General features: G+C 70.8%; 10 protein-coding genes. 5 read left to right on the top strand and 5 right to left on the bottom strand.

All coding sequences use genetic code 11. The features are described from left to right. Window positions 1–37: 37 nt before the first annotated feature. On the bottom strand, window positions 38–1,342 hold the full coding sequence (locus RM779_RS00210) for a M50 family metallopeptidase (protein WP_311614496.1): 1,305 nt from the start codon (window positions 1,340–1,342) through the stop codon (window positions 38–40). Further along, entirely contained in the window at window positions 1,339–2,610 is a 1,272-nt protein-coding gene (dxr, locus tag RM779_RS00215; RefSeq protein ID WP_311614498.1) for a 1-deoxy-D-xylulose-5-phosphate reductoisomerase, read from the bottom strand. Before dxr ends, RM779_RS00210 begins: the two co-directional genes overlap by 4 nt. Window positions 2,611–2,729: 119 nt before the next feature. On the opposite strand from dxr, the gene RM779_RS00220 reads away from it, so the two are divergent. Genes RM779_RS00220 through RM779_RS00230 form a run of 3 tightly spaced genes read left to right on the top strand, consistent with a single transcriptional unit; the run spans window position 2,730 to window position 5,745 of the window. Next, window positions 2,730–3,119, top strand: a complete 390-nt coding sequence (locus RM779_RS00220; protein WP_311614500.1) for a hypothetical protein — start codon at window positions 2,730–2,732, stop codon at window positions 3,117–3,119. Window positions 3,120–3,127: 8 nt separating this feature from the next. Further along, on the top strand, window positions 3,128–5,206 hold the full coding sequence (locus RM779_RS00225; RefSeq protein ID WP_311614503.1) for a hypothetical protein: 2,079 nt from the start codon (window positions 3,128–3,130) through the stop codon (window positions 5,204–5,206). After that, the gene (locus RM779_RS00230; protein WP_311614504.1) at window positions 5,203–5,745 is read left to right on the top strand and encodes a hypothetical protein; all 543 of its coding nucleotides are present in this window, start codon (window positions 5,203–5,205) and stop codon (window positions 5,743–5,745) included. The genes RM779_RS00225 and RM779_RS00230 overlap by 4 nt, the downstream gene beginning before the upstream one ends. Before the next feature lie 26 nt (window positions 5,746–5,771). Here RM779_RS00230 and RM779_RS00235 read toward each other — a convergent pair whose 3' ends face one another. Continuing rightward, a complete protein-coding gene (locus RM779_RS00235; protein WP_311614506.1) occupies window positions 5,772–7,673 on the bottom strand; it encodes an acyl-CoA dehydrogenase family protein in 1,902 nt (633 codons plus the stop codon). Window positions 7,674–7,872: 199 nt separating this feature from the next. Between RM779_RS00235 and RM779_RS00240 the strand changes: the two genes are divergently transcribed. Both RM779_RS00240 and RM779_RS00245 read left to right on the top strand, forming a co-directional pair. Continuing rightward, window positions 7,873–8,946: a LacI family DNA-binding transcriptional regulator gene (locus tag RM779_RS00240; RefSeq protein WP_311614508.1), complete on the top strand. Its 1,074-nt coding sequence runs from the start codon at window positions 7,873–7,875 to the stop codon at window positions 8,944–8,946. After that, complete coding sequence (locus RM779_RS00245; protein WP_311614510.1) at window positions 8,943–10,982, top strand: glycoside hydrolase family 31 protein; 2,040 nt, start codon at window positions 8,943–8,945, stop codon at window positions 10,980–10,982. The genes RM779_RS00240 and RM779_RS00245 overlap by 4 nt, the downstream gene beginning before the upstream one ends. A 113-nt stretch (window positions 10,983–11,095) precedes the next feature. On the opposite strand, the gene RM779_RS00250 is transcribed toward RM779_RS00245, so the two are convergent. After that, complete coding sequence (locus tag RM779_RS00250) at window positions 11,096–11,800, bottom strand: GH12 family glycosyl hydrolase domain-containing protein (RefSeq protein ID WP_311614512.1); 705 nt, start codon at window positions 11,798–11,800, stop codon at window positions 11,096–11,098. Beyond that, window positions 11,767–13,806, bottom strand: a complete 2,040-nt coding sequence (locus tag RM779_RS00255) for a beta-galactosidase (protein ID WP_311614514.1) — start codon at window positions 13,804–13,806, stop codon at window positions 11,767–11,769. The genes RM779_RS00250 and RM779_RS00255 overlap by 34 nt, the downstream gene beginning before the upstream one ends. Window positions 13,807–13,811: the final 5 nt, after the last annotated feature.

A 13,811-nucleotide genomic window follows, 5' to 3' on the forward strand; every position in this document is an offset into this window, starting at 1 on the left:
TGGACGGGCGGGCTCCAGGGCTTGAGCCTACGGCACTTCACCCGGTGAGCCGCACCGGACTGACGATGTCCGCGGCCAGCACCAGCAAGGTGAAGCAGATGAACACGCCGGCGACCACGTAGGCGACGGGCATCAGCTTGGCCACGTCGAACGGGCCGGGATCGGGACGTTTGCGCAGGCGGGCGAGCCTGCGCCGCAGGGACTCCCACAGGGCCCCGGCGATGTGCCCGCCGTCGAGCGGGAGCAGCGGCAGCATGTTGAACAGGAACAGTGAAAGGTTGAATCCCGCCACCAGGAAGAGGGCCATCGCGACCTGCTGGCTGGCGGGGATGTCCAGGGTGAAGATGTCGCCGCCGACGCGTGCGGCGCCGACGACGCCCATCGGGGAGTCCTGCTCGCGCTCCGCGTTGCCGAGGGCGGCGTTCCAAAGGCCCGGCACTTCGGAGGGGATGTCGATCAGCGCCTCGACGCCGGTGGTCATGATGTCGCCCATGCGCTCGACGGCCTGCGGGAAGTCCTGCTTCACGATGCCGCTGGCCGGGGAGAATCCGAGGAATCCCGCGGTGACGAACTCGCCCTCGACGTATCCGCCGTCGCCGTCGGTCCTGGCGACCTGGTTCTCGATGAGGTCGGCCTGTAGCTCCATCGTGGTGCCGTCGCGCTCGACGGTGATGGTGGCCTCGCCCGTGGTGTCGCGAATGCGGTCCTGAAGGGTGCCCCACTCGTCGATGGGCACCCCGTCGAACGCCACGATGGTGTCCCCGGGCAGCAGTCCCGCCTCGGCGGCCGGGGCCGGCTGGTCGGAGGCGCGGCAGTCCCGCGGCTCCTCGCTCTGCGAGATGACGCACTCGGAGACGGTGGCGACGGTGGTCGTCTGGGTGTTGATGCCGAAGCCCATGAGCACGCCGAGGAAGATCACGACGGCGAGCAGCAGGTTCTGCGCGGGCCCTGCGAACATGACGATCACGCGCTGCCACGGCTTGCGCGTGTAGAACAGCCGCTTCTCGTCCCCGGGCTGCAGCTCCTCGAAGGCGGCGGCGCGGGCATCCTCGATCATGCCGCGGAACGGCGAGGTGGAGCGCTGGCGGACCTTGCCGTCGTCGCCCGGCGGGAACATGCCGATCATGCGGATGTAGCCGCCGAGCGGGATGGCCTTGATGCCGAACTCGGTCTCTTTCTTCTTCCGGGACCAGATGGTGGGGCCGAAGCCGACCATGAACTGCGGCACCCGGACGCCGAACATCCGCGCGGTCGAAAAGTGACCCAGCTCGTGCCACGCAATGGACGCGAGCAGGCCGAAGACGAAGACGAGTATGCCGAGAATGAACATCAAGGCTGTCATCGGGTCGCCTCCGTCGTCGTCCGGCCGGTCGTCCGGGCCAGCTCCCGGGCACGCCTGCGCGCCCTGGTCTCCGCTTCGAGGACGTCCGGCAGGGCCAGTGAGGTTCCGGAGCCGTCGCTGCCCTGCTCGTCGACCACCTGCGCCACGGTGTCCACGATCCCGGTGAACGGCAGCAGGCCCGCGAGGAACGCGTCGACACACTCCTCGTTGGCCGCGTTGAACACCGCGGGCGCCGTACCGCCGAGGCTACCGACCTTCATGGCGAGCGGCACCGAGGGGAAGGCATCTGTGTCCAGCGGGAAGAACTCCCAGGTGTGCGCCTTGGTCCAGTCGCAGGGCGGAGCGGCCCCCGGCACCCGGTGCGGCCAGCCGAGCCCGAGCGCGATCGGCATGCGCATGTCCGGCGGCCCCGCCTGGGCGAGCGTCGAACCGTCGGTGAACTCCACCATCGAGTGAATATAGGACTGCGGGTGGACGACGACCTCGATGCGGTCGAACGGAATTCCGTACAGCAGGTGGGCCTCGATGACCTCAAGCCCCTTGTTGACGAGCGTCGCGGAGTTGATCGTGATGACCGGGCCCATGGCCCAGGTCGGATGCGCCAGCGCGTCCTTCGGGGTGACAGAGGCCAGCTCGGCGCGGCCGCGCCCGCGGAACGGCCCGCCGCTCGCGGTGACGACCAGGCGTTCGACCTCCCCGCGCGTGCCGCCGAGCAGCGCCTGGAAGAGCGCCGAGTGCTCCGAGTCCACCGGGATGATCTGCCCCGGCTCGGCCAGCCCGGTCACCAGCGGCCCGCCGACGATCAGCGACTCCTTGTTGGCCAGCGCGAGCACCCGGCCCGCCGACAGCGCGGCGAGGGTCGGGGCGAGACCGATGGAGCCGGTGATGCCGTTGAGCACCGTGTGGCACTCGCTCGCGGCGAGCTGGGTGGCCGCGTCGGGCCCGGCCAGGATCTCGGGCAGCGGCTGCCCGACGCCGTACTGGGCACGCAGCGCCTCCCGCAGCGCGATCGCCCGGTCCTCCCGCGCGATGGCCACGGTCCGCACCTGGAGCCGGTGCGCCTGCCCGGCCAGCCGGTCGAGCCGCTCGCCCGCGGCCGAGAGCCCGGTGACACGGAAGAGGTGCGGGTTGCGCAGCACAACATCGATGGCCTGGGTGCCGATCGACCCGGTGGAACCCAGAACGACAACCTCCCGCGGCCCCTCGGGCGGCGGCTCGGCCGGGAAACGCGCATGCGGATCGGCAAGACAGACGGGACTCTCGGTCATCCCCCCATTGTCGCCCGCCCCGCGAACGCTTCCCGACGGCCCCCACACATCCGCGGTTGCTACGCTGCCGGACAGCACGCGCACGGACCGCGTGCGCGCGGGATCACGTGGGGGATTCCATGACCAATGACCCAGGGGTGGGAGACGGCAGGACCGACCTGGCCATGCGCTCCGAGGAGCTGTCCGGGATCGGGGAAACGGCCGGGGGTCTTGGCGCGGACCTCGTCAACAAGGGATTACAGGCTTCCGGCAGCAGCTACGCGGCCGTTCCGGTACTCCTGGACGCCGGGCTCGACAGCGGCAACGGGCTGCGTCACACGACGGCGCGTTTCTTCCGCAAGACGATGGACCTCAAAGAGGACTGCGCCCGCATCGAGGAGCATCTGACCGGCACCGTCACCTCCCACTCGGCACTGGAGGACGACCTGCTCACCGGCCTGCGGACGGTCCAGGCGCCTGCGGCGGAGCCCGCCGGGAACCCGGCTCTCGACGCCCTGCTGGCCGAATAGGGGGCGTCGTGCCGAGATATCAGGAGCTGACCGAGCTGAGTCTGCAGACCCTGGACCAGGCCGTCGAGGACTGGCTGACGGTCAGGAACGACCTGGACGGCATGGCCGGCGAGGCCAGGACCGGGATGCGCGACAAGGCCGAGTCGGCCAGCTGGGAGGGCGTCAACGCGGGGGTGACCAAGCAGTTCATCACGACCGTCGCCGACCGTTTCTCCTTCGCCCACGAACAGGCCACCGGCATTCACCGGGTGCTGGAGGAGCTGAGCGAGGCGCTGCGCGGCCATATCTCGCGGCTCAGGGAGCTCAAGGCGGAAGCCGAGGGCCAGGGGCTGTTCGTGACGGACAACGGCCGGGTACTCGTCGCCGGTGAGAGCCCGACCGGCGCCACCATCGACCCGCGCGCGCAGGAGGAAGTCAACGAACTGCGGAGCCAGAAGCAGCCGCTGATCGACGAGTACACGGCCAGGATCGAACGGATTCTCGGCGAGGCGGCCGAGTCGGACGCCACCGCGGACCGGGCGCTGCGCGAGCTCGCCGGCGAGGATGACCGAGCCTTCCGGGCCACCGACTACGACACCATGTCCGCGGAGGAAGTACAGGGCCTGGCCGATGCCGAACGGGCACAGGAACTCATGGCCCAGGAGCCGGCCGACCTCAGCGACGACGAGCTTCAGGAGCTGGACCGCCTCCTGAACGAGCAGGGGGACAACGAGCACTTCGCCGTTGCCCTGGCCACCGGCCTCGGCCCCGAGGGCACCCTGCGCTTCTGGACCGACCTCTCGGCCCATCCGTATCCCCTGGACGACAGCGGGCGCCACGATCTCCTCAACTCGCTGGGCGACAACTTCGGCGCCGCACTGGGCACGGCCACGCGCAGCGACGATGCCGCCATGGGCGCCTGGGAGCGGGAGATGATCGAACTGGGGCCGCAGCGCATCGACATCGGGATGGGCAACGGGCCGTTCGGCTTCCAGGTGATGAGCGATCTGATGGGCGGCGGCAGGTACGACGCGGACTTCCTGACCGACTACGGCGACGCCCTGATCTCCTACGAGCAGACGATGGACCCGCCCGGTCTCGCCTGGAACAACTCGTCCATCGACCACTTCCCGGCGCAGGTGTTCACCCGTGACCCGATGACCGGCTATATGGAGGCGCTCAGCCGTACCCCGGATGCGGCGACCGACGTGTTCCTCAGGCGGGACACGATGGACTATCTCCTCACCCGCCCCGTGGACCATCTCCCGGTCGAGGGCGGCGAGAACGGCGGATACGCGTTCCGGCACGCGATCGGCGACGCTCTCTTCGCCGCGACCACCGGCGTCGAACCGGGCACGCCCGCCGTCGCGGCCCCGGAGCACACCCGGGAGAACGAGATCATTCTGAACAACGCGGTGAACGCGCTCGCCGCCATGGGCGGCGACGGCTTCCCGATGGAGTACCGCGAGCCCATGGCCGGCATCCTGGTGAACCACGGCGACACGGTGGTCGAAACGGTGAGTTCCGCGCCGAGCGAACGGCCGCTGGACAGGAACGAGCTCTTCGACGTGGTGAGCCAGATCTCGACGGACGCAACGGCGTACGGCCTCCTCAACGAGGGCATGAACTACGCCCTGATCGACACCCTGGACTCCGCGCCGGAGAATCCGGACGAGGCCCTGCACCGCGCGGGCGAAACCGTCGGATATCTGGAGGCCGCCCGCCGGGAGGCGATGGCCGGCGAGGCGGCCGGCGAAATCGATTCGGCGACCTGGCAGTCCACGTGGGCGAGCTACACCCTCGGCTCGGCCCTCGACTTCGTCCCCCACGCCGGCGGCGCGATGAGCGGCGCCGTGGACATGGCGTCACAGGCGTGGCTCGCAGCGGAGACCAGAACGATCGAGGAGAACCTGCTGCAAGACGAAGTGGAGCTGAGCCAGAGCCGGGACGCCCAGCTGGAGTTCTTCAGAGATTACTGGTACCAGCAGAACGAAGAGTGGGCAAACGGCCTGGACAACCCGATTTCCTCGCAAGAGGCACGTCACATTCTCATGGGCGCCGCAAATGATGGTAAGGGTACCGCAGAGGGGGACCCGGAGAACCAATGAAGACACAGAAGAGAAACAGCGTGGCCGGGGCCCTTCTTCTCCTGCCGCTGGCTGCCTGTCTCACCGCATGCGGCGAAGACGCGGAATACAACTACAGCGTGCCCGGCACAATCTGCGATACCGCCATCGACTCCGAGGCCCTGCGCGCGCTGCTGTCGCCGGGCGACACCATCGAGGCCGCACCACGCGACACCGATGTCGAGACCTGCGAAATCAGGATCGATGACGAGTTGGAGATCGAAATCACCGGCCACAGCCCTTACGAGCCGGAAGATCCCATGGACTACGCCCGGACCAACGAATTCGAGGAGCCGGAGGAGGCCGACCTGATCGAGGGGGGGACCGGGGCCGTGTGGGAGCACGGCGCCCTCGCCGGTTGGCCATGCCGGGCGGATCTGGCGGACAGCTACAACAACGTCCTCGCCGTGATTCACGTGTTCAGCGACCATGCCGACGGCGACGACCGGCGGGATCTCATTGCCGACTTCGCGCGCAGCTATATGGCCGGGCTGTCGGAGAAACTGGAGTGCGACGTCTGAACGTTCCGCCCGTGCCGGGGCGGGGCTCATTCGATCGTGCGGTGGACGTTCTTGTGCCGGGCGGTGTCCTCGGTGGGGTCGGCGATCCAGGGGCCGGGGGTCGAGGGGTCGTGGATGCCTTCTTCCAGCCAGGTGTAGTCGCCGGACAGCACGTGGGAGGCCAGGGCCGCGTCGGTGGTGTCGGTGTTGTGCCACAGGTTGTGGAACAGGTCGTCGACGCGCAGGCGTGACTGGCGGCAGAAGGCGTGGGCCAGTTGGTACGCCTCGCGGCCGTGGTCCTCGTGGGAGCGGAGGCGTTCGGCGTGGACGCAGGCCGCGGACATGGCGAAGAGTTCGGCGCCGATGTCCACGACGCGGCCGAGGAAGACCTGTTTGGTCTCCAGGCGGCCCTGCCAGCGGGACATCGCCATGAACGTGGCGCGGGCCAGGCGGCGGGAGGCGCGTTCGACGAAGCGCAGGTGTGCCGCCAGGTTGGGGTGGCGGGAGACGTGGAAGTCCCCGTAGGCCAGGGGGAGATGCCCGCGGCCGGTGGCCAGCGTGGGAAGCCAGCGGGCGTAGAAGAGGCCGGCGGCGGTGGCGGACTTCCGCTTTTGGGTGAAGGAGGAGTCGGGGTCGATGAGCCCGCCCGCGACCTTCAGGTGGGCGTCGACCGCCTCGCGGGCGATCAGCAGGTGCATGATCTCGGTGGAGCCCTCGAAGATGCGGTTGATGCGCAGGTCACGCAGCATCTGTTCGGCGGGGATGCCTCGTTCGCCGCGGGCGGCCAGGGAGGCCGCGGTCTCGTAGCCGCGTCCGCCGCGGATCTGGACGAGTTCATCGGCGATCCGCCAGGCCATCTCGCTGCTGTAGAGCTTCGCGAGCGCGGCCTCGATGCGGATGTCGTGGCGTTCCTCGTCGGCCAGTTCGCCGGAGAGTTCGAGTACGGCCTCCATGGCGAAGGTGGTGGCGGCGATGAAGGAGAGTTTGGCGCCGACCGCCTCGTGCTTTCCGACCGGGCGTCCCCACTGTTCGCGCGCGCCCGACCATTCGCGGGCGATTTTCAGGCACCACTTGCCCGCTCCGGTGCACAGGGCGGGGAGCGAGAGGCGGCCGGTGTTCAGGGTGGTCAGGGCGATCTTGAGGCCGGCCCCCTCGGCGCCTATGCGGTTGGCGGCGGGCACGCGCACGCCGCGGAGCCGGGTCACGCCGTTCTCGATGCCGCGCAGCCCCATGAACGCGTTGCGCTGCTCGACGGTGATGCCGGGCGAGTCGGCCTCGACGACGAAGGCGGTGATGCCGCGGCCGGGCACGCGCGCCATGACGACGAGCAGGTCGGCGACGACCCCGTTCGTGGTCCAGAGTTTCACGCCGTCCAGCAGGTAGCTGTCGCCGTCGGGGACCGCGGTGGTGGCCAGGCGTGCCGGGTCGGAGCCGACGTCGGGCTCGGTCAGCAGGAAGGCCGAGATCGCGCCGCGGGCGCAGCGCGGCAGGAACGCCTTCCGCTGTTCCTCGGTGCCGAACAGCTTGAGCGGCTGGGGTACTCCGATGGACTGGTGCGCGGAGAGGAGGGCGCCGACGGCGGGGCTTGCGGTGCCGACGAGGGCGAGGGCGCGGTTGTAGTGGACGTGGCCGAGGCCGAGGCCGCCGTACTCCTCGCCGATTTTCATGCCGAACGCGCCGAGGTCGCGCAGCCCCGCGACGACTTCGTCGGGTATGCGCGCCTCGCGTTCGATCAGGCCGCCGTCGATGTGTTCCGCGCAGAACGTCCGCAGCCGGCCGAGGAAGCGCTCGCCCCGCCGCGCCGCGGGCCCTTCCGGGTCCGGGCGGGGGTGGATGAGGTCGAGCCGGAGCCGGCCGAGGAACAATTCCTTGGCGAAGCTTGGCTGGTGCCAGTCTTGTTGCCGGGCGGCCTCGGCGACCCGGCGGGCTTCCCGTTCGGAGACGGTCATGTCCACACACCTCGTCCCGATGAGCACTACTGGTGAGTATGTACCCGTTTCCGACCGGGTGAAAGCGCCGGTGAAAACATTGTTGAAGCGCTTCGATACATCTCTGGACACAGCCCACTTGCCGGTCTAAGGTCAACGCGATTACATAGACAGCCGCTGTCGAAGCGCTTCACAACACCTCATTCCCACGGGAGAGCAGATGGTCACTCTCGCCGAGGTCGCCCGGCATGCCGGCGTCTCCGCCAGCACGGTGAGCTACGTCCTCAGCGGCAAACGGACCATCTCCACCAGGACCAGGGAACGTGTCGAGAAGTCCATCAGGGAGCTGGGCTACCACCCCAACGCGGGCGCCCGCGCGCTGGCGAGCAACAAGTCGAACATCATCGCCCTCATGATGCCGCTGCGCACGGACATGTACGTGCCGGTGATGATGGAAATCGCCATCGCGGTGGCCACCACCGCCCGCGAACGCGGCCATGACGTCCTGCTGCTGACCGGCCAGGAGGGCCCCGAGGCGGTGCGGCGGGTGGTCGGCAGCGGGCTCGCCGACGCGATGATCCTCATGGACGTGGAGCTGGAGGACACCAGGCTGTCGCTGGTGCGCGAGTCCCCCCGGCCCGCGGTCCTCATCGGCCTGCCCGCCGACCCCAGCGAACTCACCTGCGTGGACCTGGACTTCGCCGCCACCGGCCGGCTGTGCGCGGAGCACCTGGCGGAGCTGGGGCACCGCGACGTCGCCGTGGTCGGCGAGGCCGCGGCCGTGTACGAGCGGCGCACCGGCTTCGCCGAACGCACCCTCCAGGGGGTGCGCGAGCGGGCGGCCGAGCTGGGCGTGCGCGTGCTGCACCGGCCGTGCGACGGCAGCTACGAGTCGACGGCCGGCACACTGGCCCGCATCTTCGACGAACGCCCCGCCACCAGCGCGGTCATCGTCCAGAACGAGGCCGCCATCGGCCCGATGCTCAGCCTGCTGCGGCAGCAGGGGCGGGCGGTCCCCGAGGACATCTCCGTGATCGCCGTGTGCCCCGAGCAGGTCGCCACCCAGCAGTCGGTCGCGCTGACCTCGGTGGCCATCCCGGCGCAGGAGATGGGCCGGCGGGCGGTCGAGCTGGTGATGGCCAAGGCCGGGGCGGCGGACGGCCGCGCGCCGACGGGGGCGGGGGCAGGGGCAAGGGCAGGGGCGGGAACGGAGACCCTGATCGAGCTGCTTCCCCCGCAGTTGACCGTCCGGGCCAGCACCGGCCCGGCCCCCACCCCGACAGGAGCGCCGTGAACGACTCGTCCGCCGTGTCCCTCGCCCAGTCCTCCCCCACCGTCGGGACGTTCCGGAGCAGCGCGGGCGCGCTGGAGTGGAGCGGCCGGCAGGAGACGTTGCGCCTGGAACCCTGGGGCCCGGACGGCATCCGGGTGCGGGCCGGGGTCGGCGGCCCCCTGCTGGACGGGCTGCCGGGGGCGCTGGCGGACGCGCCGGAGGAGACGGGCCCCGCCGTGGTGAAGACCGGCGATCGGCTGGCGACGCTGACGTGCGGGTCCATCACGGCGGAGGTGAGCGTCGAGGGCGAGGTCAGGTTCCTGCGCACCGCGGACGGCACGGAGTTGCTGGCCGAGCAGCGGGCGCACTTCTGGTGGCCGGGGCCGCGGCTCTACACCGCGACGGGGAACGGCTATCACCGGCTGGAGCAGCGGTTCGCGGCCTATCCGGGGGAACGGCTCTACGGCCTCGGGCAGCACCAGCACGGGATGCTGGACCAGAAGGGCGCCGTGATCGACCTCGTGCAGCGCAACGCCGAGGTGTCGATCCCGGTGCTGACCTCGAACCGCGGCTACCTGCTGCTGTGGAACAACCCGGCGATCGGGCGCGTGGAGCTGGCGCGGAACGGGACGCGGTGGGTCGCGGACAGCGCCCGGCAGATCGACTACTGGATCACGGCGGGCACGCCCGCGCAGACGCAAGGCAGGTACACGGCCGTGACGGGCCGTTCGCCGATGCTGCCGGAGTGGGCGGCCGGGTTCTGGCAGTGCAAGCTGCGCTACCGCACGCAGGAGGAGCTGCTCGGCGTCGCGCGGGAGTACAAGCGCCGCGGGCTGCCGATCTCGGCGATCGTCTGCGACTTCTTCCACTGGACGCATCTGGGCGAGTGGAAGTTCGACCCGGCCGAGTGGCCCGATCCGGCGGCCATGGTGCGGGAGCTGTCGGAGCTCGGCATCCGGCTGGTCGTCTCGGTGTGGCCCTCGGTCTCGCCGCTGAGCGAGAACCACCAGGTCATGGAGCAGCGGGGCTTCTTCATCGGCACGGAGTACGGTCCGGTGGCGCACGCGGACTGGCCGGACAAGGAGGTCGCCGAGACGGTGCAGGTGGCGTTCTACGACGCGACCCACCCCGGGGCGCGGGACTTCGTCTGGTCGAAGGTGCGGGAGAACTACGTGGCGCCGTACGGCATCACGGCCTTCTGGCTGGACGCCTGCGAGCCGGAGCTGAAGCCCGGTTTCCAGGCCAACCTGCGCTACCACGCCGGTCCCGGACTTGAGGTGGGGAACCTGTACCCGCGGGAGAACGCCAGGACGTTCGACGAGGGGCTGCGGGCCTCGGGGGCGGGCGCGGACGAGGTGATCACGCTGAACCGTTCGGCCTGGGCGGGCAGCCAGCGGCACGGCGCGGCGCTGTGGTCGGGCGACATCGGCACGGATTTCGCGACGCTGCGGCGGCAGATCGCGGCGGGTCTGAACACCTCGCTGTCCGGCATTCCGTGGTGGAACACGGACATCGGCGGTTTCCACGGCGGCGATCCGGAGGACCCGGAGTACCGCGAGGTGCTGGTGCGCTGGTTCCAGTTCGGCGCGCTCTCGCCGCTGATGCGGCTGCACGGCTTCCGCGACCCGGGGATGCCGCTGGGGCCTGAGATGACCGGCGGGCCGAACGAGGTGTGGTCCTACGGCCCCGAGGCGGGCGAGGTGCTGGAGTGGTACCTCGGGCTGCGGGAACGGCTGCGGCCCTACGTGCTGGAGCAGATGAGGGTGGCGCACGAGGCGGGGCTGCCGCCGATGCGGCCGCTGTTCCTGGAGTTCCCCGACGACCCGCGGGCGTGGGACGTGGCGGACGCCTACCTGTTCGGTCCCGACCTGCTGGTGGCGCCGGTGCTGGCCGCCGGGGCGCGGGAGCGCGCGGTGTATCTGCCGGCCGGGGCGCGGTGGACGGATGCCTGGACCGGCGCCGCGTACCCGGGAGGCGCCGAGGCGGTGGTGCCCGCGCCGCTTGACCGGATTCCGCTGTTCCTGCGGGACGGCGCGCGCCTGCCCGTCACGGGCTGAGCCGGGCGCCGTCCCGCCATGGGCTCCCCGCCCACCCGCCCCGTGCAGGGGAGCGGGTGGGCGGGGGCAACGCGGCCCGGCGCTCCCTGCGGGCCGCGGGTCCTGGACCGGCCTCAGCCCTCGCTGACGCTGAAGTCGTTGGTGACGAACTCGAGGCCGCCGGCGGACGAGGTGATCTCGTAGCCGAACTGCACGTCCCCGATGACGGTGTCCTGGCTCATCCAGCCCTGCTCGGTGATCCAGTCGAGGATCGGCAGGATGTCGACGTCGCCCTGCGAGGAGTTGCCCTGACGCAGGAACGAGTAGACGTTGTTCGCACCGTTGCTGCCGTTGTAGACGTCCCACGTGTGGCCGCCGAGGGTGGCCTCACCGACGGGGTTGCCGAGCGGGCCGACGGGCCCCGTCCAGTTCATCCAGAGCATGATCTCGTGGTCGTAGTTCTCGTCCCAGACGTCGAACGTCGTGTTGTACGCGCCGCTGTCCGGGACGGTGACGTCGTAGCTGGCGCTGAGGGAGCCGATGTCGCCGATCGGCTCGCCGACGATCCACTTGGCGTTGGGGTAGGACTTGATGCCGCCGGTGTTGGGGTGGTCGGCGGTCACGGACCACTGCGAGCCCGAGTCGGCGGCGATGCACTGGCTGCCCGCGCCCGAGCCCCAGATGTTGTTGTAGACGATGTAGCCGTCGCCGGGCTCCCAGTTGCCCCACTGGTCGCAGGACTCCCAGGCGGCTGCGGCGTTCGCGGTGCCGGCGGTGAGGCCGGCACCGGTGATCACCGCGGTCGTCAGGGCGGCGGTGGTGAGAACGAGTCGTTGCATGTGCGGCTCCGTTCGGTGTGGGGGGCGAGCACGGCCGCGCCGTGGCGTTCCAGGGTGATCCCGTCGCCGTGGCCGCGGCCGGTGAGCAGGTCGGTGTGGGGGTGGTGCAGGGGGATCGTGACCTGCCCGGGTCCGTGGTTGAGGAGGAAGAGGTGCGCGCCGCGCCGGACGGCCTCCACGCCGGGGGGCGCGTCCGGCAGCACGGGCCCGACGCCCGCCTCGCGGGCGGCGCCGGCCAGCAGCGCGCCGAGTGCGGGCCGCTCCAGGAGGGTGGAGACGTACCAGGCCGTGCCGCGGCCGTGGGAGTGCCGGGTGAGCGCGGGGCGGCCGGACAGCTCGCCCTCCGCGTAGGCGGCGACGACGTCGGCGCCCGCGGGCTCCAGGTCCTCGCTCCAGATGCGGCCCGCGGTGCCGTCGGTGAGCCGGACGGCGACGCCGGCTTCCAGCGGCCACCACTCGTGCAGCGTGGCGAGGCCGAGGACCTCGCGCAGCCTGGCGTCGATCCCGCCCTCGCGGACGCGGTCGTCGGCGTCGGCGATGCCGGTGAAGAAGCCGCAGACGAGGGTGCCGCCGCCGTGCACGTAGGCCGCGATGTTGTCCAGGGCGGCGTCGGTGAGGAGGTACAGCTGCGGGATGACGACCACCGGGTAACGGGTGAGGTCGGCCTCGGGGTGCGCGAAGTCGCAGGTGAGGTTCTGCTCCCACAGGGCGTGGTGCCAGGCGGCGAGGATGTCCGGGTAGTTCAGCTCGACGGAGGGCCGGCCCGGCTGCTGGGAGGCCCACCACGCGGACCAGTCGTGCAGGACGGCGACGCCCGCGGTCACGTGCGTGCCGTGCACGGGCGTGAGGTCGTGCAGCTCCGCGCCCAGCTCCCGGACGTGCCCGAAGACGCGGGAGCCCTCCCCGGCGTGCGGGAGCATCGCGGAGTGAAACTTCTCACTGCCCTGCCGGGAGGCGCGCCACTGGAAGAAGCACAGCGCGTCCGCGCCGCGGGCGACGGCCTGGAGGGACCACAGGCGCAGCTGGCCAGGGGACTTCGGCCGGTTGACCGGCCGCCAGCTGACCGCGGACGCCGCCTGCTCCATCAGCATCCAGGGGCCGCCGGCCTGGGAACGGGTGAGGTCCTGGACCAGCGCGCCGTACGCGGCTCCCGCGGAGTCGTCGGGCCCGGCGGCCGGGTCGGGGTAGACGTCGACGGAGACAACGTCCTCCTCCGCGGCCCAGCGCCAGCCGTCCTGCCCGGCGAACAGCGGCATGAAGTTGGTGGTGACGGGCACGCCGGGGCTGTGCGCGGCGACGATGTCGCGTTCCGCGGTGAAGCACTCCAGCAGCGCGTCGCTGGTGAACCGGCGGAAGTCCAGGGCCTGCGTCGGGTTGATGAAGTACTGGGCGCGGCGCGGCGGGACGACCTCCTCCCACGAGTCGTAGCGCTGGCTCCAGAACGCCGTGCCCCAGGCGGTGTTCAGGCCGTCCAGGCTGCCGTAGCGGTCGCGCAGCCAGACCCGGAAGTGGCGGGCGCTGGTGTCGCACCAGCAGGCGGTGCCGTACTCGTTGTTGATGTGCCACATCCGCAGCGCCGGGTGGCCGCCGTAGCGGCGGGCGAGGTCGTCGGCGATGGCGGCGGCGTGTTCGCGGTAGACCGGCGACGAGGCGCAGAACTGGTTGCGCGAGCCGTACCAGACGACCGTGCCGTTCTCGTCGCGCGGCAGGGTCTCGGGGTGGCGGGCGCCGAGCCAGGGGGGCGGCGAGGCGGTGGGGGTGGCAAGGCAGACGCCGATGCCGTGGTCATGGAGCAGGTCGAGGACCCGGTCGAGCCAGCCGAAGTCGCGTGCGCCGGGGCGCGGTTCGAGGCTGGCCCAGGAGAAGACGCCGACGGTGGCGATGTTGACGCCCGCCTCCTTCATCAGACGGACGTCGTCCTGCCACACCTCGGGTGGCCACTGTTCGGGGTTGTAGTCGCCCCCGAACAGCAGCTTCCCCCGGGTGGCGTCGTGCAGCGCGGCCATGGTCA

This window comes from Streptomyces johnsoniae, assembly GCF_031845565.1.
GTDB classification, from domain to species: Bacteria; Actinomycetota; Actinomycetes; order Streptomycetales; family Streptomycetaceae; genus Streptomyces; species Streptomyces johnsoniae.

Bases quoted from the DNA above. Each gene is read 5' to 3' on its own strand.
- RM779_RS00240 (WP_311614508.1), top strand. From the start codon at position 7,873: ATGGTCACTCTCGCCGAGGTCGCCCGGCATGCCGGCGTCTCCGCCAGC.
- RM779_RS00255 (WP_311614514.1), bottom strand. From the start codon at position 13,806: ATGGCCGCGCTGCACGACGCCACCCGGGGGAAGCTGCTGTTCGGGGGC.
- dxr (WP_311614498.1), bottom strand. From the start codon at position 2,610: ATGACCGAGAGTCCCGTCTGTCTTGCCGATCCGCATGCGCGTTTCCCG.
- RM779_RS00230 (WP_311614504.1), top strand. From the start codon at position 5,203: ATGAAGACACAGAAGAGAAACAGCGTGGCCGGGGCCCTTCTTCTCCTG.
- RM779_RS00210 (WP_311614496.1), bottom strand. From the start codon at position 1,342: ATGACAGCCTTGATGTTCATTCTCGGCATACTCGTCTTCGTCTTCGGC.
- RM779_RS00250 (WP_311614512.1), bottom strand. From the start codon at position 11,800: ATGCAACGACTCGTTCTCACCACCGCCGCCCTGACGACCGCGGTGATC.
- RM779_RS00235 (WP_311614506.1), bottom strand. From the start codon at position 7,673: ATGACCGTCTCCGAACGGGAAGCCCGCCGGGTCGCCGAGGCCGCCCGG.
- RM779_RS00220 (WP_311614500.1), top strand. From the start codon at position 2,730: ATGACCAATGACCCAGGGGTGGGAGACGGCAGGACCGACCTGGCCATG.